The sequence below is a fragment of the Kitasatospora sp. CB02891 genome (genome assembly GCF_002803145.1).
GTDB lineage: Bacteria > Actinomycetota > Actinomycetes > Streptomycetales > Streptomycetaceae > Kitasatospora > Kitasatospora griseola.
Map to the genome: position 1 here is coordinate 301782 of NZ_NNBO01000006.1, position 24801 is coordinate 326582.

A 24801-nucleotide genomic window follows, 5' to 3' on the forward strand; every position below is an offset into this window, starting at 1 on the left:
CACTCGTGCGCTCGGGGGCGGTCAGCCCTCGGCCGCCTCGGCCTTCTTGCGGTCCTGGGCGGCGCCCTCCTCGATCACGGCCTCGGCGACGGCGGCCATGGTCATCCGGCGGTCCATCGAGGTCTTCTGGATCCAGCGGAACGCGGCGGGCTCGTTCAGCCCGAACTTGGTCTGCAGCACGCTCTTCGCCCGGTCGACCAGCTTGCGGGTCTCCAGGCGCTGCGAGAGATCCGCGATCTCCTGCTCCAGGGTCCGCATCTCGGTGTAGCGGGAGACCGCCATCTCGATCGCGGGCACCAGGTCGCTCTTGCTGAACGGCTTGACGATGTAGGCCATCGCACCGGCGTCGCGGGCCCGGTCGACCAGTTCGCGCTGCGAGAACGCGGTGAGCATCAGCACCGGGGCGAGGTGCTGCTCGTGGATCCGCTCGGCGGCGGACAGGCCGTCCAGCACCGGCATCTTGACGTCCAGGATGGCCAGGTCGGGCTTGAGCTCCTCGACCAGCCGTACCGCGGTCTCGCCGTCACCGGCCTCACCGACGACGGTGTAGCCCTCCTCCTCCAGCATCTCCTTGAGATCGAGGCGAATCAGTGCCTCGTCCTCGGCGATGACGATTCGGGTGATCTGGGGCGAGTCGGTCTCAAGCGGCTGGGGCTGCTCGTCGGCGGTGCTCACGGGGCTCCTCGGTCCGGCGGGGTGCTGCATGCACGAGCCTACCCAGACACGGTATGTTTGGTTCACCACGGTGGGGGGTTTGACCTTCGAACCGCTGGGCCCCGATAGCCCAATCGGCAGAGGCAACGGTCTCAAACACCGTCCGGTGTGGGTTCGAATCCCACTCGGGGCACTTTCTCTTCAATTCCAAGGTCACCGACCTTGGCTGCGCGCCGCCGCGGTGACCATCACCACGGCGGCGCGAATCGTTTCCCCGCCCGACTGCCGAGGGATCCGGCTCAGGACGCCAGGTGCAGTCCGGCGGACGGGCCGGCCCGGTGGGCGAGGGCCGCCGCCTCGCCCCGGGAGGCGACGCCGAGCTTGGCCAGGATGTTGGCGACGTGGAACTTCACCGTGGACTCGCTGATGTGCAGCGCGGCGGCGATGTCCCGGTTGCGGCGGCCCCGGGCCAGCTGGTCCAGCACCTCCCGTTCGCGCGGCTGGAGGCCGTCCAGGGGGTCGCCGACCGAGGCGGGTTCGGGCAGCGCGAGCGGCAGGTCCACGGTGATGGTGGCGCCCCAGCCGGGCACCGCCTCGACGGTGCTGCGCCCGCCCAGCGCGGCGATCCGCTCCGCGGTGCGGTGCACGCCCAGCGCGTCGGCCGCCAGCGCGCCGAGGCCGTCGCCGCGCACCACCGCGCGCAGCACCGAATCGGCGGTGAACTGCCAACTGACGTGCAGCCGCCCGGGCTTCTCCTGGTCCAGCATCACCAGCACGGCGGCCCGGACGGCGTCCCGCGCGGTGTGCGCCAGGTCGGCGGGGACGGAGCGGGCGCCGTCGGCCGGGGGCGCGACGTCGAGGCGGACCCGGGTGTGGCGCAGCAGCGGCCGCAGTTCGCGGGCCAGCCGGGCGAACGCGGCGTCGGCGGGCTCCTCGCTGAGGACGCGGTCCAGGTCGGCGGAGCGGCGCAGGTCGAGCAGGGCGGTGACGGCGAGTTCGGTGGCCGCGCGGCGGGCGGCGGCGTCGTCCAGGTCGGCGGAGCGCAGCGGGGCGAGGATGGCGGTCAGCGCGGCGCTGTGGGTGCCGGTGGACTTGGCGATCGCCCAGGCGCGGGCGTTCGCGGAGACCCGGGAGACGGCGGCCTGCGCGGGGGCGGCGTCGGTGGCGCGGTGGTCGGAGTGGGTGACCACCAGGTCCCACAGCTGTTGCAGGACCTCCAGCACGTCCGTCGTCAGCGGCGCCCCGTCCGACCGGATCAGCACCAGCACGGCGCCCTTCCCGGCCCCCGGCGTGGTGGCGACCACCGCCAACGGCCGCTCCGCTCCGGCGAGTTCGGCCTCCCCCTGCCAGGGCCGGCCGGGCCCGGCCTCGGCCAGCGCGCGCTCGCCGAGCCGGGAGATCACCAGGCTGCCGAAGGCCTCCGTCAGCTCCCGCGGCCCGACCGTGTTCGCCGGGGAGTACGCGCAGACGCCGCTGAGCTGGGCGGCCGCCAGGTGCGGGACCAGCGGTTCGAGCACCTCGGACAGCTTCGGCAGCAGGCCGGGCCGGGGTTCGCGCAGCACCTCGACGGCGCGGGCCAGCGCATCCTGCGGGCGGGCCCAGGGGGCGGTCTCGTCCATACCCGCCAGCCTAGTTCGGGCCGCGGGTACCGACCCTGGCCTTTCGGCTGGGTCGACCTGGCCGAAAGGCGGGCCGTCCGGGGAGCCTGAGGGCGAACCGGTCGAAGACGGTCGGCACGTCCACCCGGGTCCGCCTGCGGAGATGCGGCCGTCCTGGCATTTCGGCCAGGTGGAACCGTCCGAAAGACCGGCCGGGCGGCTGCCGCCCGGGGCGCAGGATGGAACCCGTCGGAACGAAGCAACTCCCCATGAATCAAAGGACATTGCCATGACCAAGGCCATTGCTTTCGCGCACTACGGCGACCCGGACGTGCTGGGCCCGATCGATCTCGACCTGCCCGAGCCGGGGCCCCGTCAGGTGCGGGTCGCGGTCCGGGCGGTGGGCGTCAACCCGCTGGACCACAAGCTGCGCAGCGGCGCGCTGGACGGGTTCTTCCCGGTCGTCTTCCCCTCGGTGCCGGGCTACGAGGTGGCGGGCACGGTGGAGGCGGTCGGCGCGGAGGTCGCCGAGTTCGCCGTCGGCGACCAGGTGTTCGGCGCGGTGATGGGCGGCGGCTACGCCGAACACGCCCTGGTGGACGTCGAGTTGCTGGCGGCCAAGCCGTCCGGGCTGAGCTGGGAGGAGGCGGCGGCGATCCCGACGGCGGCGGAGACCGCGGAGCGGGTGCTCGGGGTGCTGGGCGTGCGGCCGGGCGAGACCCTGCTGGTGCACGGCGCGGCGGGCGGGGTCGGCACGCTGCTGCTGCAGTTCGCCCGGGCCCGCGGCATCACGGTGGTGGGCACCGCGAGCGAGGGCAACCACGCCTACCTGCGGGAGCTGGGCGCGATCCCGGTGGCGTACGGCGAGGGCCTGGCGGAGCGGGTGCGGGCGGCCGCCCCGGGCGGGGTGGACCGGGCGCTGGACGCGTCCGGGAAGGCCGACGAGGTGGCGGTGTCGATCGAGCTGACCGGCAGCGCCGACCGGGTGCTGACGATCACCTCGCCGCTGGCGGGCCAGCAGTACGGCGTCCGCTTCACCGGCGGCGCCGAGGCCGAGCCGTACCACCCGGGCGCGTACGCGGCGGTGCTGGCGCTGCACGAGGCGGGCACGCTGGTGCTGCCGATCCACCGGGTGCTGCCGCTGGCGGAGGCCGCCGAGGCGCACCGGCTCAGCGAGCACGGCCACCTGCGCGGCAAGATCGTCCTGACGGTGTGACGGGCGAAGGGCCGCCCGGCGCCGGGCGGCCCTCGCGTCCGTCAGTTGTCCAGCTCGCCGACGTGGTGCACGCGCACCAGGTTGGTGGAGCCGGCCAGCCCGGGCGGGGAGCCCGCGGTGATCACCACGATGTCGCCGCGCTTGCAGCGGCCGAGGCTCAGCAGCTGGGCGTCGACCTGGGCGACCATCTCGTCGGTGGTGGTGACGAACGGGCCGAGGAAGGTCTCCACGCCCCAGGTGAGGGCCAGTTGGCTGCGCACGGCGGGCTCGTAGGTGAACGCCAGGACCGGGATCGGCGAGCGGTAGCGGGTCAGCCGGCGGGCGGTGTCGCCGCTCTGGGTGAACGCGATCAGGTACTTGGCGTCCAGGAAGTCGCCGATCTCGGCGGCGGCCCGCGCCACCGCTCCGCCCTGGGTGCGGGGCTTGCTCTTCTCGGTGAGCGGCGGCAGCCCGCCGGCCAGGATGTCGGTCTCGGCGGCCTCGACGATCCGGGCCATCGTCCGGACCGTCTCCACCGGGTACTTGCCGACCGACGTCTCGCCGGACAGCATCACCGCGTCGGTGCCGTCGAGCACCGCGTTGGCGACGTCGGACGCCTCGGCGCGGGTCGGCCGGGAGGCGTTGATCATCGAGTCCAGCATCTGGGTGGCGACGATCACCGGCTTGGCGTTCCGCTTGGCCAGCTTGATCGCCCGCTTCTGGACGATCGGCACCTGCTCCAGCGGGAGTTCGACGCCCAGGTCGCCGCGGGCGACCATCAGGCCGTCGAAGGCGTCCACGATGGAGTCCAGGTTCTCCACCGCCTGCGGCTTCTCGATCTTGGCGATGACCGGAATCCGACGGCCCTCCTCCGCCATGATCCGGTGCACCCCCTCGACGTCCTTGGCGCTGCGCACGAACGACAGCGCGATCAGGTCGGCGCCGGTCCGCAGGGCCCAGCGCAGGTCTTCGACGTCCTTGTCGGAGAGCGCGGGCACGGAGACGGCGACTCCGGGCAGGTTGAGGCCCTTGTGGTCGGAGACCAGGCCCCCTTCGATGACGATGCAGTGCACCCGGGGGCCCTCGACGTGGGTGACCTCCAGGCAGACCCGGCCGTCGTCGACCAGGATCCGTTCACCGCGCGACACGTCGGCGGCCAGGCCCTGGTAGGTGGTGCCGCAGATCTCCCGGTCGCCCGGGACGTCCTCGGTGGTGATGGTGAACTCGTCGCCGCGTTCCAGCAGCACGGGGCCGTCGGCGAAGGTGCTCAGCCGGATCTTCGGGCCCTGCAGGTCGGCGAGCACCCCGACGCTGCGGCCCGACTCGTCCGAGGCCTTGCGGACCCGGTGGTAACGATCCTCGTGCTCCGCGTGGGAGCCGTGGCTGAGGTTCAGTCGGGCGATGTCCATGCCGGCGTCGACCAGGGCCTTGATCTGGTCGTACGAGTCCGCGGCAGGCCCGAGAGTACAAACGATTTTTGCTCGGCGCATACCTCAGAAGCCTAGGTATTACCCGGCCGTAACAGCACGCTTCCGGCCAGTCGTCCCATGGCAGTTGGCGAAAGATTTGATGAACGGACCGACACAGTCGCGACGGTGGCGTACGGGGTGAGCACGATCGACTCCGGTTGACGCACTGGTGTGCGGCCGGGCGGGCCGGTGTCACGGGAGAGTTGCCCAGATCTCACCTGTTGGACAGCTCTCGGGGCTGGTACCGGAGGCCAGAAGACGGCAGACTGCCACACGCGTTTTTCTACGCGCGTCACGGCAGGTGGCGGGGTGTCAGCTGCCCTGTCGCCGATGCCGCCCGACGGCCCGTACCGCTCGACTTGGAGACCTTGATGGCCCTGAACCGCCGTGACTTCGTCGCCCGCTCCGCCGCCACCGCGGCCGGGGCCGCCCTGGCCGGCGGCCTGACCGCCGCCACGGCCACCCCCGCCGCCGCGGCGGACCAGAACCAGGGCGAGTCCCGCGGCCGGGGCCCCGTCCCGTTCAAGGCGAGCTTCACCGTGATGGGCACCACCGACCTGCACGGCCACGTCTTCAACTGGGAGTACTTCACCGACTCCGAGTTCGACGACAAGAGCCACAACGACGTCGGCCTGGCCAAGATCTCCACCCTGGTCGAGCAGGTCCGTGCCGAGAAGGGCCACGGCCGCACCCTGCTGATCGACGCCGGCGACACCATCCAGGGCACCCAGCTGTCCTACTACTACGCCCGGGTCGAGCCGATCACCGGCAAGAAGGCCCCGGTCCACCCGATGGCCGCCGCCATGAACGCCATCGGCTACGACGCCGCCGCGCTCGGCAACCACGAGTTCAACTACGGCATCCCGCTGCTGCGCGCCTACCAGGACCAGCTGGACTTCCCGCTGCTCGGCGCCAACGCGCTGAACGCCAAGAACGAGAAGCCGGCCTTCCCGCCGTACGTGATCCGCGAGCTGCACCTCGGCCACGGCCGTCCGATCCGGGTCGGCATCCTCGGCCTGACCAACCCCGGCATCGCGATCTGGGACAAGGCCAACGTCCAGGGACAGCTGACCTTCCCGGGCATCCCCGAGGTCGCCGCCAAGTGGGTGCCGAAGCTGCGCGCCGCCGGCGCCGACGTGGTCGTGGTCTCCGCGCACACCGGCGTCGACGACCCGTCCTCCTGGGGCGACCAGCTGCCCTACGCGGAGAACGCGGGCGCCGCGATGGCCGCCACCGTTCCCGGCATCGACGCGGTGCTGGTGGGCCACGCCCACAAGGAGATCGCGCAGCGGATCGTGGTCAACACCCAGACCGGCAAGAACGTCGTGCTGTCCGAGCCGCTGTGCTGGGGCGAGCGCCTGACCTGCTTCGACTTCGAGGTCGAGTTCGCCCGCGGCCAGTGGACCGTCACCGGCGTCACCTCGCGCCTGCTGAACTCCAACACGGTCGCCGAGGACCCGAAGATCGTCAAGCTGGTGGACGCCCAGCACAAGAAGGTCGTCGCCTACGTCAACCAGGTCATCGGCACCTGCAAGGAGACCCTCTCCATCGCCGAGTCCCGGTTCAAGGACACCCCGATCATCGACCTGATCGGCCGCGTCCAGGCCGACGCCGTCCGCACCGCGCTGGCCGGCGGCCAGTACGCGAACCTGCCGGTGCTGGCCCAGGCCGCGCCGTTCAACCGCACCGCGGTCATCCCGTCCGGCCAGGTCAAGCTGCGCGACGCGGCCGGCCTGTACATCTACGAGAACACCCTGGAGGCCCGCCTGCTGACGGGCACCCAGATCAAGGACTACCTGGAGTACTCCGCCAAGTACTACGCCCAGGTCGCCCCGGGCGCGCCGATCAACCTGGACACCCTCACCAACCAGGCCAACAACACGCCCGACTACAACTACGACTCCCTCTACGGCGTCAGCTACGACATCGACATCGCGCAGCCGGTCGGCAGCCGCATCGTCAACCTGTCGTACCAGGGCAAGCCGGTCGACCCGACCGCGCAGTTCGTGCTCGCCGTCAACAACTACCGTGCCAACGGCGGCGGCAACTTCCCGCACGTCGCCAAGGCGCAGCAGCTGTGGGCGAACTCCGACGAGATCCGCAACACCATGATCGCCTGGGTGAAGGCCAAGGGCGTCATCGACCCGGCCGACTTCTACGGCCAGTCCGGCTGGCGCCTGGTCCGGGCCGGCGTGCCGGTCTTCTAACTCCCGTTCGCACCGGGGCCGTTCGGACCGTGTCCGGACGGCCCCGGCCGTCTCCCGCGGAACCGGATCGCCGGCTGCCCCGTCCAACTCGCGTCCTGTGAACGGGCTTCGAGGGGGATCACGGCGATGCGTGGACGAATTGCGGTGGCCGCGGCGCTGGTTCTGCTGCTCGGCGGGTGCGCGAGCAGCACGGCTCCGAAGAGCTCGGCGATCGGGCCGAGCCTGATCACGGCCGGACCGGAGGTGCGCACCGCCACCGGCGAGGCCGCCCGGCGGGCCGCCGAGGTGACGGCCGCCTGGCCCGGATCGGCCGCCCAACAGGCCTGGGAGCACGGCTACTTCCCCCTCCAGGACGCCACCGAGTGGCTGCCCGAGGGGGCGTTCCGCAACGGCGCGGACAAGGCCGCCTACCTGGCCGGCCACGTCGACCTGGCGACCACCCTGCCGGTGTCCGTCTCCGGCACCACCGAGGTGGTGTTCGCGGACGGCTCCCGACTGGCCCTGCCGCAGCGCTCCGCGAAGACCGTCTTCGACTCACTGACCCGGCGCCGCAGCGCCTGCGCCGCCGACTGCGACACCCGACTGACCGTCACCGCCGCCCGACCCGGCACCACCACCGTGGCCACCAGCCGGGGCCAAGCCGTCATCCCGGTCTGGGAGTTCACCGTCTCCGGCTACGACCGGCCGTTCCGCTACCCCGCCGTGCTCTCCCAGGCGCCGGCCCCCATCACGCCCGCCGCCCCCGTCACCGGCGCCACCACGCTGCGCTCGGTCTCCGCGGACGGTCTGGTGCTCACCGCGTCCGTCCCGCACGGCAGTTGCGACACCGTCCGGCCCGGCGAGGTCCACGAGACCGACCGGGCCGTCGTCCTGATCGGCCGCGTCGACCCGGCCCGGGACCAGGTCTGCGACGCCGCTCTGCGCGCCACCCCGGTCGAGTTCCGCCTCTCCCGCCCGCTCGGCACCCGCGCCGTCCTGGGCCTCGCCGACGGCCGCCCGCAGACCCCGGCGCCGCAGTAGCCTGACCGCATGCCGACCACCGAGCGCCTCACCCTGCGCCCCTGGGAACCCGCCGACCGCGACCGCGCCTTCGACCTCTACTCCCGGTGGGAGGTGGCCCGTTGGCTCGGCGCCGAGCCCCGCGCCCTCGCCGAGCCCGCCGAGGCGGACGACCTGATCGCCCGCTTCCGCTCCCGCTGCACACCGGACGGCCGGCACGGCGTCTGGGCGGTCGAGGTCCGTGAGACCGGCGTGATCGCCGGGACACTGCTGCTGATCCCGATCCCGGACGGCGCCGGCGAGATCGAGATCGGCTGGCACTTCCACCCGGACAGCTGGGGCCACGGCTACGCGACGGAGGCCGCGACCGCGATCCGCGACCGCGCCTTCGCCGACGGCCTGACAGAGCTGTACGCCCTCGTCCGCCCGGACAACACCCGCTCGGCGGCGGTCTGCCACCGCCTGGGCATGACCCCGCTCGGCCGCACCGACCGCTGGTACGGCACGGAGCTGGAAGCCTTCCGGCTCGGGCGATAAGCGGGCCCGAAACCGGGGGTTGCACCGACAGGGGCGCTGGGGCTACCCCCGGACCCCCTGTCGGTTCGCGTCCTGCCAACCCCTCATCAGAACGGGAAGCGCGAGCGCCCGTGCTGGATCGAGATCCACTTGACGGTGGTGAACGCGTCCACGCTGCTCTCGCCGTTGAGGCGGCCGAGGCCGGAGTTCTTCTGGCCGCCGAACGGGACGATCGGTTCGTCGGCGATGGTGCCGTCGTTGACGTGCATCATGCCGGTGTCGATGCGCTGGGCGAATCGCACGCCGCGTTCGATGTTCGCGGTGTGGACGGCCCCGGACAGGCCGAAAGGCGTGTCGTTGGTGATCCGGACGGCCTCGTCCTCGCCGTCGAAGGGGATCAGCAGGGCGACGGGGCCGAAGATCTCGCGGTGCAGGATCGGGGCGCCGACCGGGATGTCGGTGAGGACGGTGGGCTTCACCAGGGTGCCGACGGTGGCGCCGTGCAGCAGCGGGCGGGCGCCGGCGGCTATCGCCCGGTCGACCTCGGCGGTGACGGACTCGGCCTGGGCGGTGTTGATCAGGGGGCCGAGCTGGGTCTCCGGGTCGCCGGGGTCGCCGGCCCGCAGCGAGGCGACCTTCGCGGTGAACTTCTCGCTGAACTCGGCGAACAGGCTGCGGTCGACCAGGATCCGGTTGGCGGCCATGCAGATCTGGCCCTGGTGGACGAAGCGGCTGGCCACGGCGGCGTCCACCGCGTAGTCGATGTCGGCGTCGTCGAGCACCACGAGGGCGCTGTTGCCGCCGAGTTCGAGGACGGTCCGCTTGAGGTGGCTCGCGGCGACGGTGGCGACGTGCCGGCCGACGGTGTCGGAGCCGGTGAAGGCGATCACCTTGGGCACGGGGTGCTCGATGAACGCGTCGCCGATCTCGGCGATGTCGGTGAGGACGACGTTGAGCAGGCCGGCGGGCAGCCCGGCCTCCTCGAAGATCTTGGCGATCAGGGTGCCGCCGGCCACCGGTGCGTCCTGGTGGGGCTTGAGGACGACCGCGTTGCCGAGGGCGAGCGCGGGCGCGACGGCCTTCAGCGACAGGAAGATCGGGGCGTTGAACGGGCTGATCACGCCGACCACGCCGACCGGCAGCCGGTAGAGGCGGTTCTCCTTGCCGGGCACCGGCGAGGGCAGGATCCGGCCCTCGGCGCTCAGCGCCAGCGACATCGACTCCCGCAGCATGTCCTTGACCAGCGAGAGTTCGAACGCGGACTTCATCAGGGTGCCGCCGAGCTCGACGGTCAGCACGTCGAGGATCTCGGCCTCGCGGGCCTCGACCACCTGCAGCGCCCGTTCGAACACCAGTCGGCGGTCGTACGCGCTGGCGGCGGCCCAGGCGGGCTGGGCCCGCTCGGCGGCGCGGTAGGCCTGGTCGATCTCCTCGGCGGTGGCCACGGTGAAGGAGGCCAGCTTCTCCCCGCTGAAGGGATCGAGGTCCACGATGTCCCAGGAGCCGGTTCCCGGCCGCCACTGGCCGTCGATGTACTGCTGGGCGAGTTCCGCGATCAAGGACATCGGATCCCTTTCGGTGCTGACGATCACCTACTGACGGATCATCATCTTAGGTGCGGACTAGCTCTCTTGGAGGATCTCCGCCAGAAGCACCCGGGTCTCCTCCTCGGACAGCGCCGCCGCCGACACCCGGTCCAGCGCGGCCGTGTACTCGGCGACCTCGCTCGGCTTGTCCAGGTACAGCGCGGTGGTGAACTGCTCGACGTACACCACGTCCGACAGGTCCGGCTCGGGGAAGCACAGCACGGTGAACGCCCCGCTGTCCGCGGCCAGCGCGCCCATGCCCAGCGGCAGCACCCGCAGGCTGATGGTCTCCCGCAGCGACAGCTCGGCCAGTCGGGCCAGCTGACCGCGCATCACCTCGGGCCCGCCGCACGGACGGCGCAGCGCCGTCTCGTCGACGATCAGCTCCAGCCGGGCGGTGGTGTCCGCCGCCAGGTAGCGCTCCTGGCGGCGCAGCCGGACGGCCGCCCGCCGGGCGATCTCCTCGTCCGGCACCGTCGGGCTGCCCGCCCGCATCACCGCGTGCACGTACTCGGGCGTCTGGAGCAGCCCGGGCACGAACTGCACCTCGTAGCTGCGCACCAGGTTCGCCGCGTCCTCCAGGTTGAGGTACGTCTGGAACCAGCCGGGGATGACGTCCCCGTAGCCGTGCCACCAGGCCGGGGTGTTGGTCTCGACGACCAGGCCGAGCAGCGCCGCCCGGGAGTGCTCGTCCTCCACGCCGTACAGCGTCAGCAGGTCCGCCACGTCGCGCTGCTTGAAGCCGACCCGGCCGAGCTCCATCCGGCTGATCTTCGACTCGGAGGCGCGGATCGAGTAGCCCGCGTCCTCCCGGGTCACGCCTCGGGCCTCGCGCAGGCGGCGCAACTGGGCGCCCAACTGGATGCGACGCGCGGTCGCACCGCTGCCCGTCTGCAGGCCCGTCATGCAAACCTCCGCCCCGAACCACCAGTTGGACCCTGTGGGATGCAGTCTGCCACTGCCCGACGACACTCCGCGAGGGGCTTCCGGCATTTGGCCAAGCCGTTGCACAGTTGTGCTGCGGCGTCACTCAGGACAGCGTCGGCAACACCTGGGCGAGATCGGTGCGCGAACTCACCCCGAGTTTCGGGTACGCCTTGTACAGGTGGTGGCCCACGGTGCGGGCGCTCAGGAACAGTTGGGCGGCGATGTCCCGGTTGGACAGGCCCTGCGCGGCCAGCCGGACGATCTGCGACTCCTGCGGGGTCAGGCCCGCCACCGCCCCGGCCGGGCCGCGCGCGGCGGGCGCGCCGGTGGCGTCCAGCTCCAGCCGGGCCCGCTCCGCCCACGGCAGCGCGCCCAGTTGACGCAGCGCCTGCTCGGCCGAGCGCAGCGGCGCCCGGGCCTCCGACCTGCGCCGGCCCCGGCGCAGCCACTCGCCGTACAGCAGCTCGGTGCGGGCCTGCTCCCACGGACGGGGCTGCTCGGCGTGCCGGGCCAGCGCCGCCAGGTAGCACTCCTCCGCCAACTCCTCCGGCGCCAGCAGCGCGTGGCAGCGGTGCACCAGCGCCCGGGCCCACGGCAGCCCGCTGCGGTCCGCCCACCGCTCGAACCGGGCCAGCGGCTCGGCGACCTCCTCCGGCCGGCGCAGCCGCACCGCCGCCTCCACCAGGTCCGGCACCGAACGGACGGCCGACACCTGGAAGTTCTGCCCGCCGCCGGCCAGCGCCGTCAGCTGCCCGAACGCGTCCTCGGCCCGGCCCGCGCCCAACTCCAGCACGCCGAGCGCCCACTGCGCCCACGGCACCCCGGAGGCGCCGCGGGCCCGCGCCAGCCCGGCGTGCTCCCGGCACCGGGCGTCCTCGCCGCGGGCCGCCGCCAGGTACGCCAGGAAACCGTGCAACTGCCCGGTCCACAGCGGCTGCCCGCAGTCCTCGGCCAGCCGCAGCGCCTCCCCCGCGTGCTCGTCGGCGGTGCCCGGGCGGCCGGTGAACAGCTCGGCCTCGGCCAGGAAGAACAGCAGCGTCGGCAGCGTCCCGAACGCGCCGCCCTCCCGGGCCTCCCGGACCAGCCGGCCCGCGAGGTCCAGCACCTCCTCGTCCCGGCCCGGCAGCAGGGCGGCCCCGCACGCCAGCGCCAGGTCCACCGGCGCCACCGCCCCGGCGGCCCGCGCCGCCCGCTCGGCCTCCGCCAGCGCCGGACCGTCCGGCCCGTCCCCAAGCGCCCCCGTCACGTACCGCACCACCGGCACCAGCGGATCGTCCGCCGGCAGCTCGACCGCGCCCAGCGCCGTCAGCGTCCCGCGCACCGCCGCCGCGTCGAGGTACCAGGCCGCGTGCACGGCCTGCACCAGCACCCGGGCCGCCGGGCCGGGCGCGAACTCCGCCACCAGGCCCGCCGCCTCGCCCAGCCGCCGGTGCGCGGAGCGGTGCTCGCCCCGCCAGAACTCCGCCACCCCCCGGGCGAACAGCAGGTGCGCCCGGGTCGCCGCGTCCAGCCCCGGACCGTCCGCCGCGGCCGCCAGCGCCTCGGCCCGGCCGACCTCGCCCGCCTCCAGCGCCGCCTCCACCGCCTCCACCGTCAACTCCCGGGCCCGCGCCGGGTCCGGGCTCAGCCGCGCGGCCCGCTCGAACGCCGCCGACGCCCCCGTGTGCCCGCCGCGCGACGCCGCCCCGGCCGCCGCGGCCGCCAACTCCTCCGCCACCGCCGCGTCCCGGCCGGTCGCCGCCAACGCCAGGTGCCACGCCCGCCGCAACGGCTCCCGCTCCCCGTACGCCCGGGCCAGCGCCGCATGCGCGGCCAGCCGATCTGCCAGCGGTGCCCGGTCCACCAGCACCGACCGCAGCAACGGGTGCCGGAACACCACCTGATTCGCGGTCAACTCGACCCGGATCATGCCCTGTTGCTCGGCCGGAGCGAGATCCGCCGCCGTCAACCCGGACTCCTCCGCGGCCCGCAGCAGCACCTCCGGCGAACCGGACTCCTCCAACGCCGCCAGCAGCAGCCACCGCTGTGCACCGCCCGGCAGCCGGCTCACCTGCCCGTGGTACGCCACCCGCAGCCGCCCCGCCGGGGGCAGCACCCCGTCGGCGCCGCCCGCCGCGAGCTCCACCAGGGCCAGCGGATTGCCCTGCGCCGCCGCCAACACCGGCTCGACGTCCGCGAGTTCCGGCGCGACGGCGGCCAGCAGCTCGGCGGCCGCCGCCTCGCCCAACGGCTCCACCCGCAACTCCGGCAGCCCGGGCAGCTCCGGCCCGTCCACCCGGGTCGCCAGCAGCAGCACCACCGCCTCCGCGCCCAGCCGGCGCGCCGCCACCTGCAACGCCTCCGCGGACTCCCGGTCCACCCACTGCACGTCGTCCACCAGGCACAGCAACGGGCCCTGCTCGGCGAGATCGCCCAGCAGCGTCAGCACCGCGAGGCCCACCAGCAGCCGATCCCCGGCCGGGCCGTCCGCCAGCCCCAACACCCGCTCCAGCGCGGCCCGCTGAGGACCCGGCAGGGCGGCCGTGCGGTCCAGCACCGGGGCCAGCAGCTGACTGAGCGCCGCGTACGGCAGCCGGGCCTCCGACTCCACCCCGGCCGCCCGCAGCACCCGCCCCGAGGCGAGTTCCGCCGCGGCGGCCAGCAGGGCGCTCTTGCCCACCCCCGGCTCCCCGCGCAGCACCAGCACCCCGGCCCGACCCGCGCCCGCCGACTCCAGCAGCCGGCCGACGACCGACTGCTCCGACCCCCGTCCGTACAGCAGCATGCCCAGCACCCTACCTATCCGCGACCGATTCGCCGTCCGCGCAAGCTCCGTAGCTTCTTGTCCCGCAAGGAAGACACCACGCGAAACGGAGCACACCATGGACCTGCAGAACCTCGCCGAGCGCTACCTCGCCGCCTGGAACGAGACCGACCCGACCGCCCGCCGCAAGCTCGTCGAGGACGCCTGGACCACCGACGGCGCCTACACCGACCCCCTGGTCGCCACCCACGGCCACGACGAGTTCGACGCCACCCTCGCCGCCGTCCAGTCCCAGTTCGCCGGCCTCGCCTTCCGCCTCGCCGGCCCCGTCGACGCCCACCACAACGTCGCCCGCTTCACCTGGGAACTCGCCCCGGAGGGCGCGGACGAGGCCCTGGTCATCGGCTTCGACGTCCTCACGGCCGCGGAGGACGGACGGATCGCGACGGTCGTCGGCTTCCTGGACAAGGTGCCGACCGCATAGTGGTCCTGCTCTCCCTGCCTGCGAAAACAACGACGCCTGCCCTGTACCTGGTCGGGGAAGGGGCAGGCGTCGACCGGATCCCGGCGGCTCTGGCGGGTCGGTGTTTGTCGGCCGCACCCCCCGTGAGGGGGGCTGGCGTTCTTGGAGGTGGTCAGACCACCAGGGGACGGTCGGTCGGCTTGATCGGGGCGGGGAGCGGTGTCTTGCCACCCAGGTACTTGTCGACCGCCGCGGCGGCCGAGCGGCCTTCCGCGATCGCCCAGACGATCAACGACTGACCGCGACCGGCGTCACCGCAAACGTACACCCCGGAGACGTTGGTGCCGAACTTGCCGTCGCGGGCGATGTTTCCGCGGGCGTCGAGGTCGACGCCGAGCTGCTCGACCAGGCCGTTCCTGACGTCGGTGCCGGTGAATCCCATGGCGAGGGTGACCAGCTGAGCGGGAATCACCTTCTCGCTGCCGGGCACGGGCTCGAACTTGCCGTCCTTGAAGGCGACCTCGACGAGGTGCAGCTCCTGGACGTTCCCGTCCTCGTCGCCCGCGAAGTGCGTGGTGGAGACCGAGTACACGCGCTCGCCGCCCTCCTCGTGGGCGGAGGTCACCTTGTACGTCATCGGCATGGTCGGCCACGGCTGGCCGGCCGGACGGGCCTCCGACGGCCGCGGCATGATCTCCAACTGGGTGACGGAGGCCGCGCCCTGGCGGTGCGCGGTGCCGACGCAGTCGGCGCCGGTGTCGCCGCCGCCGATGACCACGACGTGCTTGCCCTTGGCCGAGATCGGGGAGTCGACGTAGTCGCCCTCCTGGACCTTGTTGGCCAGCGGCAGGTACTCCATCGCCTGGTGGATGCCGTTCAACTCCCGTCCGGGGACGGGCAGATCACGGGCGGTGGTGGCGCCGGCCGCGACCACGACCGCGTCGAAGCGGGAGCGCAGGTCCTGGCCGGTGAGGTCGACGCCGACCTCGACACCGGTGCGGAACCGGGTGCCTTCCGCGCGCATCTGCTCGATGCGGCGGTTGATGTGGCGCTTCTCCATCTTGAACTCGGGGATGCCGTAGCGCAGCAGTCCGCCGATCCGGTCGGCGCGCTCGTACACGACGACGGTGTGCCCGGCCCGGGTGAGCTGCTGGGCGGCGGCCAGACCGGACGGGCCGGAGCCCACCACGGCGACGGTCTTGCCGGACAGCCGCTCCGGGACCTGCGGGGTGACGCCGCCCCGGTCCCAGGCCTTGTCGATGATGGTGACCTCGACGTTCTTGATGGTCACCGCGTCCTGGTTGATGCCGAGCACGCACGCCGACTCGCACGGGGCGGGGCAGAGGCGGCCGGTGAACTCCGGGAAGTTGTTGGTGGCGTGCAGGCGCTCGATGGCGCCGACGAAGTCGTCCCGGTAGGCGAGGTCGTTCCACTCGGGGATGAGGTTCCCGAGCGGGCAGCCGTTGTGGCAGAACGGGATGCCGCAGTCCATGCAGCGCCCGGCCTGCTCACTGATGATCGGAAGGAGGCTGCGCTCGACGTAGACCTCGTTCCAGTCGCGCAGTCGCACGTCCACCGGACGGCGCTCCGCCAGCTGCTTGGGCGTGGTCAGGAAGCCCTTGGGGTCAGCCACGTGCCGCCTCCATCATCTTCGCGGTGGTGTCGGCCTCGGAGAGGCCATCGCGCTCAGCGGCGTCCTTGGCGGCGAGCACTGCCTTGTAGTCGGTCGGCATGATCGTGGAGAAGCGGGAGACCCCGCTGCCCCAGTCGGCCAGGAGTTCGGCGGCCACGGTGGAGCCGGTCTCCTCGTAGTGCTGCTGCACGGTCTCGCGCAGCCATTCGCGGTCGGCGGCGCCCGGGGCCTCGATGCCCACCATGCCGCTGTTGACGTTGGCGGGGCGCAGGTCCAGCACGTAGGCGATGCCGCCGGACATGCCCGCCGCCAGGTTGCGGCCGGTCTCGCCGAGGATCACCACTCGGCCGCCGGTCATGTACTCCAGGCCGTGGTCGCCCACGCCCTCCACCACCAGGGTGGCGCCGGAGTTGCGGACGGCGAAGCGCTCACCGGCCTTGCCGCGCAGGTGGATCCGGCCCGAGGTGGCGCCGTAGCCGATGGTGTTGCCGGCGATCACGTGGTGCTGCGCGTCGGCGCCGATCGCGGCGGCGTCCCGGGCGGGGCGGACCACGAGCACGCCGCCGGACAGGCCCTTGCCGACGTAGTCGTTGGCGTCGCCCTCCAGGCGCAGCGTCACGCCCCGGGGGACGAAGGCGCCGAACGACTGGCCGGCCGAGCCGGTGAAGGTGACGTCGATGGTGCCCTCGGGCAGGCCCTCGCCGCGGTACTTCTGGGTGACGCGGTGGCCGAGCATGGTGCCGACGGTGCGGTTGACGTTGCGGATCGGCAGCTGGATGCGGACGGCGTCGCCGCGCTCCAGGGCGTCCTCGGCCAGCTCGATCAGCTGGTTGTCGAGGGCCTTGTCGAGGGCGTGGTCCTGCTCGGTGGTGCGGTGCAGGGCCGCGCCCTCGGGCAGTTCGGGGACGTGGAGCAGCGGGGCGAGGTCGAGCCCGGCGGCCTTCCAGTGGTCGATCGCGGCCCGCGCGTCGATGTGCTCGGCGTGGCCGACGGCCTCCTCGATCGAGCGGAAGCCCAGCTCGGCGAGGATCTCGCGGACCTCTTCGGCGATGAACTCGAAGAAGTTGACCACGAATTCGGGCTTGCCGGTGAACCGCTCGCGCAGTACCGGGTTCTGGGTGGCGACGCCGACCGGGCAGGTGTCGAGGTGGCAGACCCGCATCATGATGCAGCCGGAGACCACCAGCGGGGCGGTCGCGAAGCCGAACTCCTCGGCGCCCAGCAGGGCGGCGATGACCACGTCGCGGCCGGTCTTCAGCTGGCCGTCGGTCTGCACCACGATGCGGTCGCGCAGGCCGTTGAGCAGCAGGGTCTGCTGGGTCTCGGCGAGGCCGAGCTCCCAGGGGCCGCCCGCGTGCTTGAGCGAGGTCAGCGGGGAGGCGCCGGTGCCGCCGTCGTGGCCGGAGATCAGCACCACGTCGGCGTGCGCCTTGGAGACGCCGGCCGCGACCGTGCCGACGCCGACCTCGGAGACCAGCTTCACGTGGATGCGGGCGGCCGGGTTGGCGTTCTTGAGGTCGTGGATCAGCTGAGCCAGGTCCTCGATGGAGTAGATGTCGTGGTGCGGCGGCGGGGAGATCAGGCCGACGCCCGGAGTGGAGTGCCGGGTCCTCGCCACCCACGGGTAGACCTTGTGGCCGGGCAGCTGGCCGCCCTCGCCGGGCTTGGCGCCCTGGGCCATCTTGATCTGGATGTCGTCGGCGTTGACCAGGTACTCGGAGGTGACGCCGAACCGGCCGGAGGCGACCTGCTTGATCGCCGAGCGGCGCTCGGGGTCGTACAGGCGCTCCGGGTCCTCGCCGCCCTCGCCGGTGTTGGACTTGCCGCCGAGGCGGTTCATCGCGATCGCGAGGGTCTCGTGCGCCTCCATCGAGATGGAGCCGTAGGACATCGCGCCGGTGGAGAACCGCTTGACGATCTCGGAGACCGGCTCGACCTCGTCCACCGAGATCGGGGTCCGGCCGAGGCCGTCCAGCCGGAACAGGCCGCGCAGCGTCATCAGCCGCTCGGACTGGGCGTTCACCCGGCCCGTGTACTGCTTGAAGACGTCGTAGCGCTTGGTGCGGGTGGAGTGCTGGAGCCGGAACACCGTCTCCGGGTCGAACAGGTGCGGCTCGCCCTCGCGGCGCCACTGGTACTCGCCGCCGATCTCCAGCGCGCGGTGCGCGGCGGAGATGCCGGACGCCGGGTACGCCTTGGCGTGCCGGGCGGCGGTCTCCCGGGCGATCTCGTCCAGGCCGATGCCGCCGAGCTTGGTGGTGGTGCCCGCGAAGTAGGTGTCCACCAGCTCCTGGGACAGGCCGATGGCCTCGAAGACCTGCGCGCCGCGGTAGGAGGCGACGGTGGAGATGCCCATCTTGGACATCACCTTCAGCACGCCCTTGCCGAGCGCCTTGATCAGGTTCTTGATCGCCTTCTCGGGCTCCGCGCCCTGCACGAAGACGCCCTGCGAGACCAGGTCCTCGACGGACTCCATCGCCAGGTACGGGTTGACCGCGCCGGCGCCGTAGCCGATCAGCAGCGCGACGTGGTGCACCTCGCGGACGTCGCCGGCCTCGACCAGCAGCGACACCTGGGTGCGCTGCTTGGTGCGGATCAGGTGGTGGTGGATCGCCGAGGTGAGCAGCAGCGACGGGATCGGCGCGTGCTCGGCGTCCGAGTGCCGGTCGGAGAGCAGGATGATCCGGGCCCCGTCGGCGATCGCCGCGTCGGCCTCGGCGGCGATCTCGGCGAGCCGGGCCGCCAGGCCCTGGCCGCCGGTGGCGACCTTGTACAGGCCGGAGAGGGTGACGGCCTTCAGGCCGGGCTGGTCGCCGTCCGCGTTGACGTGGATCAGCTTGGCCAGCTCGTCGTTGTCGATCACCGGGAAGGTGATGCCGACCGAGCGGCAGTGCGCGGGGGTGGCGTCCAGCAGGTTGCCCTCGGGGCCGAGGTTGCTGTGCAGCGAGGTGACCAGCTCTTCGCGGATGGCGTCCAGCGGCGGGTTGGTGACCTGGGCGAACAGCTGGGTGAAGTAGTCGAACAGCAGCCGCGGCTTCTCGCTGAGCGCGGCGATCGGCGAGTCGGTGCCCATCGAGCCGAGCGCCTCGGCGCCGGTCTTGGCCATCGGCGCGATGATGACCCGCAGCTCCTCCTCGGTGTAGCCGAAGGTCTGCTGACGGCGCGTCACCGAGGCGTGGGTGTGGGCGATGTGCTCGCGCTCGGGGAGCTTGGCGAGCTGGATCTGCCCGGCGGCGACCCACTCCTCGTAGGGGTTCTCGGCGGCGAGGGCGGACTTGATCTCCTCGTCCTCGACGATCCGGTGCTCGGCGGTGTCGATCAGGAACATCCGGCCGGGCTGCAGGCGGCCCTTCTTGGCGACCTTGTCCTGGTCGATGTCGAGCACGCCGACCTCGGAGGAGAGCACCACCAGGCCGTCCTCGGTGATCCAGTACCGGGCGGGGCGCAGGCCGTTGCGGTCCAGGACGGCGCCGATCCGGGTGCCGTCGGTGAAGGTGACGCAGGCCGGTCCGTCCCAGGGCTCCATCAGGTTGGAGTGGTACTGGTAGAACGCGCGGCGGGCCGGGTCCATGGTGGCGTGGTTCTCCCACGCCTCCGGGATCATCATCAGCACCGCGTGCGGCAGCGAGCGGCCGCCGAGGTGGAGCAGCTCCAGCACCTCGTCGAAGGACGCCGAGTCGGAGTGGTCCGGGGTGCAGACCGGGAAGATCCGGCTCAGGTCGCCGGGGATCAGGTCGGTGGCGAGCTGCGACTCCCGGGCGGTCATCCAGTTGCGGTTGCCCTTGACCGTGTTGATCTCGCCGTTGTGCGCGACGAAGCGGTACGGGTGGGCGAGCGGCCAGCTCGGGAAGGTGTTGGTGGAGAACCGCGAGTGCACCAGGCCGATCGCGGAGGCGTACAGCCGGTCCGACAGGTCGGGGAAGAACGGCTCCAGCTGCCCGGTGGTCAGCATGCCCTTGTAGACCAGGGTGCGGGCGGACAGCGAGGGGAAGTACACCCCGGCCTCCCGCTCGGCGCGCTTGCGCACCACGAACGCGATCCGGTCCAGCTCGATGTCGGCCCGCTCGCCGTGCGAGACGAAGAACTGCCGGAAGCGCGGCATGACGGAGCGGGCGGTGGCGCCCAGCAGCTCCGGGGCGGTGGGGACGTCGCGCCAGCCGAGGACGGTCAGGCCCTCCTCGGCGGCGATCGCGCCGATCCGGGCGACGGCGGCCTCGGTCGCCTCGTCGTCCTGGGGCAGGAAGGCGATGCCGACCGCGTAGGAGCCGGCGGCGGGGAGCTCGAAGCCGACGTTGGCGCGCAGGAACGCGTCCGGGATCTGGGTCAGGATGCCCGCGCCGTCGCCGGAGTCGGGCTCGGCGCCGGTGGCGCCGCGGTGCTCCAGGTTGCGCAGCACGGTCAGCGCCTGCTCGACGATCCTGTGGTCGGCGATGCCGGTGAGCGTGGCCACGAAGCCGACGCCGCAGGCGTCGTGCTCGTTGCGCGGGTCGTAGAGACCCTGGGCCTGGGGACGCGCGTCCGGAACGAGGGCGTAGGGGCCGCCGGTGGCCGGGTCGTCCTCGTGGCCGGAGTGCAGGGATGCAGACAGCATCGGCTCTCCCGTCGTCGTGATCAGTTGCTTGATGCAAAGGGACGACGTTGGCCCTGATGCGATTGGTCGGTGCAGGTTACATGATGCCGGTGGTCCCGGGAAGTGGATTCCTGCGTCCGTATCGCGGACGCAACCCCAGGTCACGGGGCGGATGGAGGGAAGGCGCAGCGTCGCGCGTCCAGACCAGTGTGCCCGGGGTCGAGGGGGTCGAAACAGGGGCGAAACGCCCCCGGAACGACCCCGCCGGGGGCCGGCCTGGGATTCTCCGACCAGGACGCCGACCGCGGTTGGGATTGTGCGGGTCGGCGACCGGATGTTGAGACTAGGGCAAGGCGACGGCCCGTGCCCATGTGTGGAACATCACGCGCTCCAATGCATAGTCATGCAGAGATCTGGGTGTTCGTACAGGCCCGTCCGGAGGCCCGGTCAGCCGATCGCCCCGCCGATCAGTCGGCCCAGCAGGAAGGTGACGGCCGCCGCCGCGCCGCCCAGCGCGAGCTGGCGCAGGCCGCTGAACCACCAGGTACGGGCGGTCACCCGGGCCACCGCCGCACCGCAGACGAACAGGCCGAGCATGGCCAGCAGCGCGGCCGGCCACAGCGCGGTCGCGCCGAGCAGGTAGGGCAGCACGGGCAGCAGTGCGCCCAGCGCGAAGCAGCCGAACGAGGAGACGGCGGCGACCAGCGGCGAGGGCAGGTCCTCCGGGTCCACGCCGAGCTCCTCGCGGGCGTGGACGGCGAGCAGGGTGTCCGGGTCGGCGGACAGCTGGCGGGCGACCTCCATGGCCAGCTCCGGCTCGACGCCCTTGGCCACGTACAGCTGCGCCAGCTCGGCCAGCTCGCCGTGCGGGTTGCGCCGCAGCTCGATCCGCTCGGCCTCCAGCTCGGCCTCCACCAGCTCGCGCTGGGAGGCCACCGAGGTGTACTCCCCCACTGCCATGGAGAACGCGCCGGCCGCCAGGCCGGCCAGTCCGGTCAGCACCACGGTGCTCGGCTCGGCGGCCCCGCCGACCACGCCGGTCATCAGCGCGAAGTTGGACACCAGGCCGTCCACGGCGCCGAACACGGCCGGACGCAGCCAGCCGCCGTTGACGTCCCGGTGGTGGCCGTCGGCGGGTATCCGGGGCTGCGGGCTGTCGGTGTGGTGGTCGACGGTGACGGTGCTCATACGGGCGGCTCCCCTTCCGGGCACGGCGAACACCCCCCAGGCCGGGTTCCGGACAGGCTGCTCGTGCCCTTCGAAACTAGCCTTTTGACCTGCGAGTTTCCAGCAAAGTAAGCCTGCCCAAAGGCAGTTGGGGCCGCCCCGCCGGTGCTGGCGGAGCGGCCCCGTGGAGGGTCAACTGGTGCGCTCAGGAGGACTTTTCGGCGTCCCTGGCGGCCTTGGCGGCCTGGACGCTCTTCGCGTCCTTCGGGTCCTTCGGGTCCTCGAGGCCCCTGGCGTCCTTCGGCGTGTCGTCGGCCGGGGCGTCCCCGGCGCCGGCCGCGGCAGCCGCGGCCTCGGCGCGCTCGCGGGTGGCCTGCGGGTCGATCTCGTCCGGGTCCTCGCGGCCCGGGCGCAGCCGGGCGGAGACCACCAGGTAGACCACTGCGCCGATGAAGACGAGGATCGCCACCCAGTCGTTCAGCCGCAGGCCGAAGAAGCGGTGCGCCTCGTCGATCCGCAGCCACTCGGTCCAGAACCGGCCGGGCGTGTAGAGCGCGACGTACAGCGCGAAGGCCCGGCCGTGGCCGAGGGTGAAGCGCTTGTCGGCCCAGATCACCAGCACCGCGACCAGCACGCACCAGAGCGACTCGTACAGGAAGGTCGGGTGGTAGATGCCGGTGACCACGTCGCCGTTCGGCAGGGTCTTGTCGATCTTCAGGCCCCAGGGCAGCGTGGTGGGCTTGCCGTACAGCTCCTGGTTGAACCAGTTGCCCCAGCGGCCGATGGCCTGGGCGAGCGCGATGCCGGGGGCGAGCGCGTCGGCCCAGGCGGGCAGCGGGACGCCCCGGCGGCGGGCGCCGATCCAGGCGCCGACCGCGCCGAAGGCGATGGCGCCCCAGATGCCGAGGCCGCCCTCCCAGATCTTCAGCGCGTCGAGCGGGTGCTTGCCCTCGCGGAAGTACAGCTGGTTGTCGGTGATGACGTGGTACAGCCGGCCGCCGACCAGACCGAACGGCACCGCCCAGACCGCGATGTCGCCGACCGTGTGCCGGCCGCCGCCGCGGGCGACCCAGCGCTTGCTGCCGAGCCACACGGCCACGACGACACCGATGATGATGCAGAAGGCGTAGGCGCGCAGCGGGATGGGTCCGAGGTACAGGACGCCCCGCGACGGGCTCGGAATGTATGCGAGATCCATGACACCCTCGACGCTACCGTGTCCCGCCCCTCGCACCGGCACCGGAGCGGGTCACGGAAGCATCAAACCTCCCGGTCGGTCGTCCGGCGGTCAGGGCGTGGGCGAGGTGTTGGGCTCGGCGGCGGTCGAGGTGGGCGCCGGGCTCTGCCCGTGCGGGCCGGGGGTGCCCAGCTGCTTGCCCTGGTTGGCCTCGTCCACCCACTTCACCAGGTTATCGGTGCTGATCTGCTCGTCGCCCTTCTTCGGGTAGATCGGCTGGCCGTTGAGCAGCACCGTCGGCGTGGACTTGAAGCTGGACTTGTCGAAGTCCTGCTGGACCGCGGAGACCCAGCCGCCGAACTTGTTGGTGTCGATGCAGGACCGGAACTCCGCGTTGTCCAGCCCCGGCACCTGCTTGCCCAGGTCGATCAGGGTCTGCTTGGTGCCGAAGGTGTCCTCGGTCTCCCCGGGCTGGTTGCGGTACAGCACGTCGTGGTAGTCCCGGAAGTGCCCGGCGTTCTGCGCGCAGCCCAGCGCGTTGGCGCCGTACTTGGAGCCGTTGCCGCCCAGCGAGCGGTCGATGAACGAGACGATGTGGTAGTTGACGAAGACCTTGCCGGCGTCCTCCAGCTGGTCGATGGTCGGCGAGAAGGTGCGCTCGAAGGCGCCGCAGGCCGGGCAGCGCGGGTCCTCGTACACGGTGAGGGTGGACGGGGCGTTGGCGGCGCCGACCGGGATGATCAGGTTCTTGTCGCCGATGGTGCCCGCCGGGGCGGCGGTCGGGGTCTCCGGCTTGGAGCGCTGGTTCTGCACGACCACGCCGACCACCACGGCGGCGGCGATCACGGCGACCACCGCGCCGCCGACCACCAGCTTCTTCTTCCGCTTCGCCCGGGCCTCCTGCTCCGCCCGTTCCTCCAGCATCCGCTCACGGGCGCTGCGCTTGCCTTCTTGGTTCTTGTCGCTCATGAGGTGCTCTGCCATGGGTCCAGGGGTCGGTTCTCTTCGAGGGGTGGAGCGGGGACGGGGTGCTCAGGCGGCCAGCCAGGCGTCCACCGAGAGCTTGGTGCGGGGGCGGAAGATCAGCCACGCGGACAGCAGCAGGAAGCCGGTGTCGCGGAGGATCTCCTGGACGTACTTGGTCTGCGACTCGCTCACCGCGCCGCCGCCGCCGAAGCAGCCGCAGTCGATCGAGATGCCGCGCGCCCAGACGGAGGAGATGCCGGCGATGAACAGCAGCAGCAGCGCCGCGGAGATCACCGCGACCACCCGGGTGCCGAGGCCCAGCACCAGCAGCACGGCCAGGGCCAGCTCCAGGAACGGCAGCCCCCAGCCGACCGGCTTCACCAGCGACTCGGGCAGGATCTCGTAGGCCCGGACGGCCTGCGCCGCCTCCGCCGGGTCGGCGACCTTCGCCAGACCGGCCCAGCCCCACACCACGGCCAGGCCCAGCCGCACCGCCAGCCCGAACCACTCCGCCGCCGGACCGTCCACCACCCGGCGAAACCCGCTCACCCGGTCGTGTTCGGCCTGCTGACTGGCCATCAGTTCCCCCTCGGGCACGCTCCGCCGTTTCCTGCCTGATGAACCGTAGGGGATGGCGGGTGGTTCCTCCATATTCGCGAGTTACGCCGGATGAGTGAGGTTATGCGGACATACGTCCGGTTCGGCAGATCATCGTCCCGGCTCTCCGCACCCCGCCTCCGGCTGCTGGCACACCACCGCCCGCTCCGCGCCCCGGCGGGCCAACTCCCGTTCCACGCCGCCGCTTCCGGCCAGCGCCGCGACCAGCGCCAGACCGGCCGCCAGCGCCCGCAGCAGGACCGCCCTCTGCACCCGCGCCATCCGCCCGCCCTTCCGCCGACCCACCGTCAGCCGGTTCAACGGCCGGAGCCCC

At 72.4% G+C, this 24801-nt stretch carries 18 protein-coding genes and 1 tRNA gene; 6 read left to right on the plus strand and 13 right to left on the minus strand.

Annotated features, from left to right (window positions below; translation table 11 throughout):
• Positions 1 to 21 precede the first annotated feature (21 nt).
• The gene (locus CG736_RS16440) at positions 22 to 705 is read right to left on the minus strand and encodes a response regulator (protein WP_043913385.1); all 684 of its coding nucleotides are present in this window, start codon (positions 703 to 705) and stop codon (positions 22 to 24) included.
• A 68-nt stretch (positions 706 to 773) separates the two neighbouring features.
• Between CG736_RS16440 and CG736_RS16445 the strand changes: the two genes are divergently transcribed.
• Positions 774 to 847: transfer RNA gene (locus CG736_RS16445), tRNA-Leu, on the plus strand.
• Between the two features lie 106 nt (positions 848 to 953).
• Here CG736_RS16445 and CG736_RS38960 read toward each other — a convergent pair.
• Positions 954 to 2273: a response regulator transcription factor gene (locus CG736_RS38960; RefSeq protein WP_100586962.1), complete on the minus strand. Its 1320-nt coding sequence runs from the start codon at positions 2271 to 2273 to the stop codon at positions 954 to 956.
• A gap of 268 nt (positions 2274 to 2541) precedes the next feature.
• Between CG736_RS38960 and CG736_RS16455 the strand changes: the two genes are divergently transcribed.
• Positions 2542 to 3468, plus strand: a complete 927-nt coding sequence (locus CG736_RS16455) for an NADP-dependent oxidoreductase (RefSeq protein WP_100586963.1) — start codon at positions 2542 to 2544, stop codon at positions 3466 to 3468.
• A gap of 41 nt (positions 3469 to 3509) precedes the next feature.
• Here the strand turns inward: CG736_RS16455 and pyk are convergent, their stop codons facing one another.
• Entirely contained in the window at positions 3510 to 4937 is a 1428-nt protein-coding gene (gene pyk, locus CG736_RS16460) for a pyruvate kinase (protein WP_100586964.1), read from the minus strand.
• Between the two features lie 350 nt (positions 4938 to 5287).
• On the opposite strand from pyk, the gene CG736_RS16465 reads away from it, so the two are divergent.
• The 3 genes from CG736_RS16465 to CG736_RS16475 all read left to right on the plus strand — a co-directional run bounded on the left by CG736_RS16465 (position 5288) and on the right by CG736_RS16475 (position 8659).
• The gene (locus CG736_RS16465) at positions 5288 to 7123 is read left to right on the plus strand and encodes a bifunctional UDP-sugar hydrolase/5'-nucleotidase (protein ID WP_100586965.1); all 1836 of its coding nucleotides are present in this window, start codon (positions 5288 to 5290) and stop codon (positions 7121 to 7123) included.
• Between the two features lie 126 nt (positions 7124 to 7249).
• Complete coding sequence (locus tag CG736_RS16470; protein WP_157815608.1) at positions 7250 to 8143, plus strand: hypothetical protein; 894 nt, start codon at positions 7250 to 7252, stop codon at positions 8141 to 8143.
• Between the two features lie 9 nt (positions 8144 to 8152).
• Positions 8153 to 8659 carry a GNAT family N-acetyltransferase gene (locus CG736_RS16475; protein WP_100586967.1) on the plus strand — a complete coding sequence of 169 codons (507 nt, stop codon included), beginning with the start codon at positions 8153 to 8155 and terminating at the stop codon, positions 8657 to 8659.
• 86 nt (positions 8660 to 8745) lie between these two features.
• Here the strand turns inward: CG736_RS16475 and CG736_RS16480 are convergent, their stop codons facing one another.
• From CG736_RS16480 to CG736_RS38615, 3 genes are all read right to left on the minus strand, one after another.
• Positions 8746 to 10203: an aldehyde dehydrogenase family protein gene (locus CG736_RS16480; RefSeq protein ID WP_100586968.1), complete on the minus strand. Its 1458-nt coding sequence runs from the start codon at positions 10201 to 10203 to the stop codon at positions 8746 to 8748.
• Between the two features lie 57 nt (positions 10204 to 10260).
• A complete protein-coding gene (locus CG736_RS16485; RefSeq protein WP_100586969.1) occupies positions 10261 to 11130 on the minus strand; it encodes a helix-turn-helix transcriptional regulator in 870 nt (289 codons plus the stop codon).
• 124 nt (positions 11131 to 11254) lie between these two features.
• Complete coding sequence (locus tag CG736_RS38615) at positions 11255 to 13915, minus strand: AAA family ATPase (RefSeq protein ID WP_304528211.1); 2661 nt, start codon at positions 13913 to 13915, stop codon at positions 11255 to 11257.
• A gap of 97 nt (positions 13916 to 14012) precedes the next feature.
• Here CG736_RS38615 and CG736_RS16495 point away from each other — a divergent pair, with 97 nt between their 5' ends.
• Positions 14013 to 14378 (plus strand): nuclear transport factor 2 family protein, encoded by a 366-nt coding sequence (locus CG736_RS16495; RefSeq protein WP_100586970.1) that lies wholly within the window; start codon positions 14013 to 14015, stop codon positions 14376 to 14378.
• 151 nt (positions 14379 to 14529) lie between these two features.
• On the opposite strand, the gene CG736_RS16500 is transcribed toward CG736_RS16495, so the two are convergent.
• From CG736_RS16500 to CG736_RS36275, 7 genes are all read right to left on the minus strand, one after another.
• Positions 14530 to 15990 carry a glutamate synthase subunit beta gene (locus CG736_RS16500; protein ID WP_100586971.1) on the minus strand — a complete coding sequence of 487 codons (1461 nt, stop codon included), beginning with the start codon at positions 15988 to 15990 and terminating at the stop codon, positions 14530 to 14532.
• Positions 15983 to 20581 carry a glutamate synthase large subunit gene (gene gltB, locus CG736_RS16505; RefSeq protein ID WP_100586972.1) on the minus strand — a complete coding sequence of 1533 codons (4599 nt, stop codon included), beginning with the start codon at positions 20579 to 20581 and terminating at the stop codon, positions 15983 to 15985. Before gltB ends, CG736_RS16500 begins: the two co-directional genes overlap by 8 nt.
• A 426-nt stretch (positions 20582 to 21007) precedes the next feature.
• Complete coding sequence (locus tag CG736_RS16510; RefSeq protein WP_100586973.1) at positions 21008 to 21748, minus strand: VIT1/CCC1 transporter family protein; 741 nt, start codon at positions 21746 to 21748, stop codon at positions 21008 to 21010.
• Between the two features lie 184 nt (positions 21749 to 21932).
• On the minus strand, positions 21933 to 22925 hold the full coding sequence (lgt, locus tag CG736_RS16515) for a prolipoprotein diacylglyceryl transferase (protein WP_100586974.1): 993 nt from the start codon (positions 22923 to 22925) through the stop codon (positions 21933 to 21935).
• A 90-nt stretch (positions 22926 to 23015) separates the two neighbouring features.
• Positions 23016 to 23888, minus strand: coding sequence for a DsbA family protein (locus CG736_RS16520; RefSeq protein WP_369880206.1), 873 nt, complete (start codon positions 23886 to 23888; stop codon positions 23016 to 23018).
• Between the two features lie 48 nt (positions 23889 to 23936).
• The gene (locus CG736_RS16525) at positions 23937 to 24449 is read right to left on the minus strand and encodes a MauE/DoxX family redox-associated membrane protein (RefSeq protein ID WP_100587073.1); all 513 of its coding nucleotides are present in this window, start codon (positions 24447 to 24449) and stop codon (positions 23937 to 23939) included.
• Positions 24450 to 24578: 129 nt separating this feature from the next.
• On the minus strand, positions 24579 to 24749 hold the full coding sequence (locus CG736_RS36275) for a hypothetical protein (RefSeq protein ID WP_157815609.1): 171 nt from the start codon (positions 24747 to 24749) through the stop codon (positions 24579 to 24581).
• Positions 24750 to 24801: the final 52 nt, after the last annotated feature.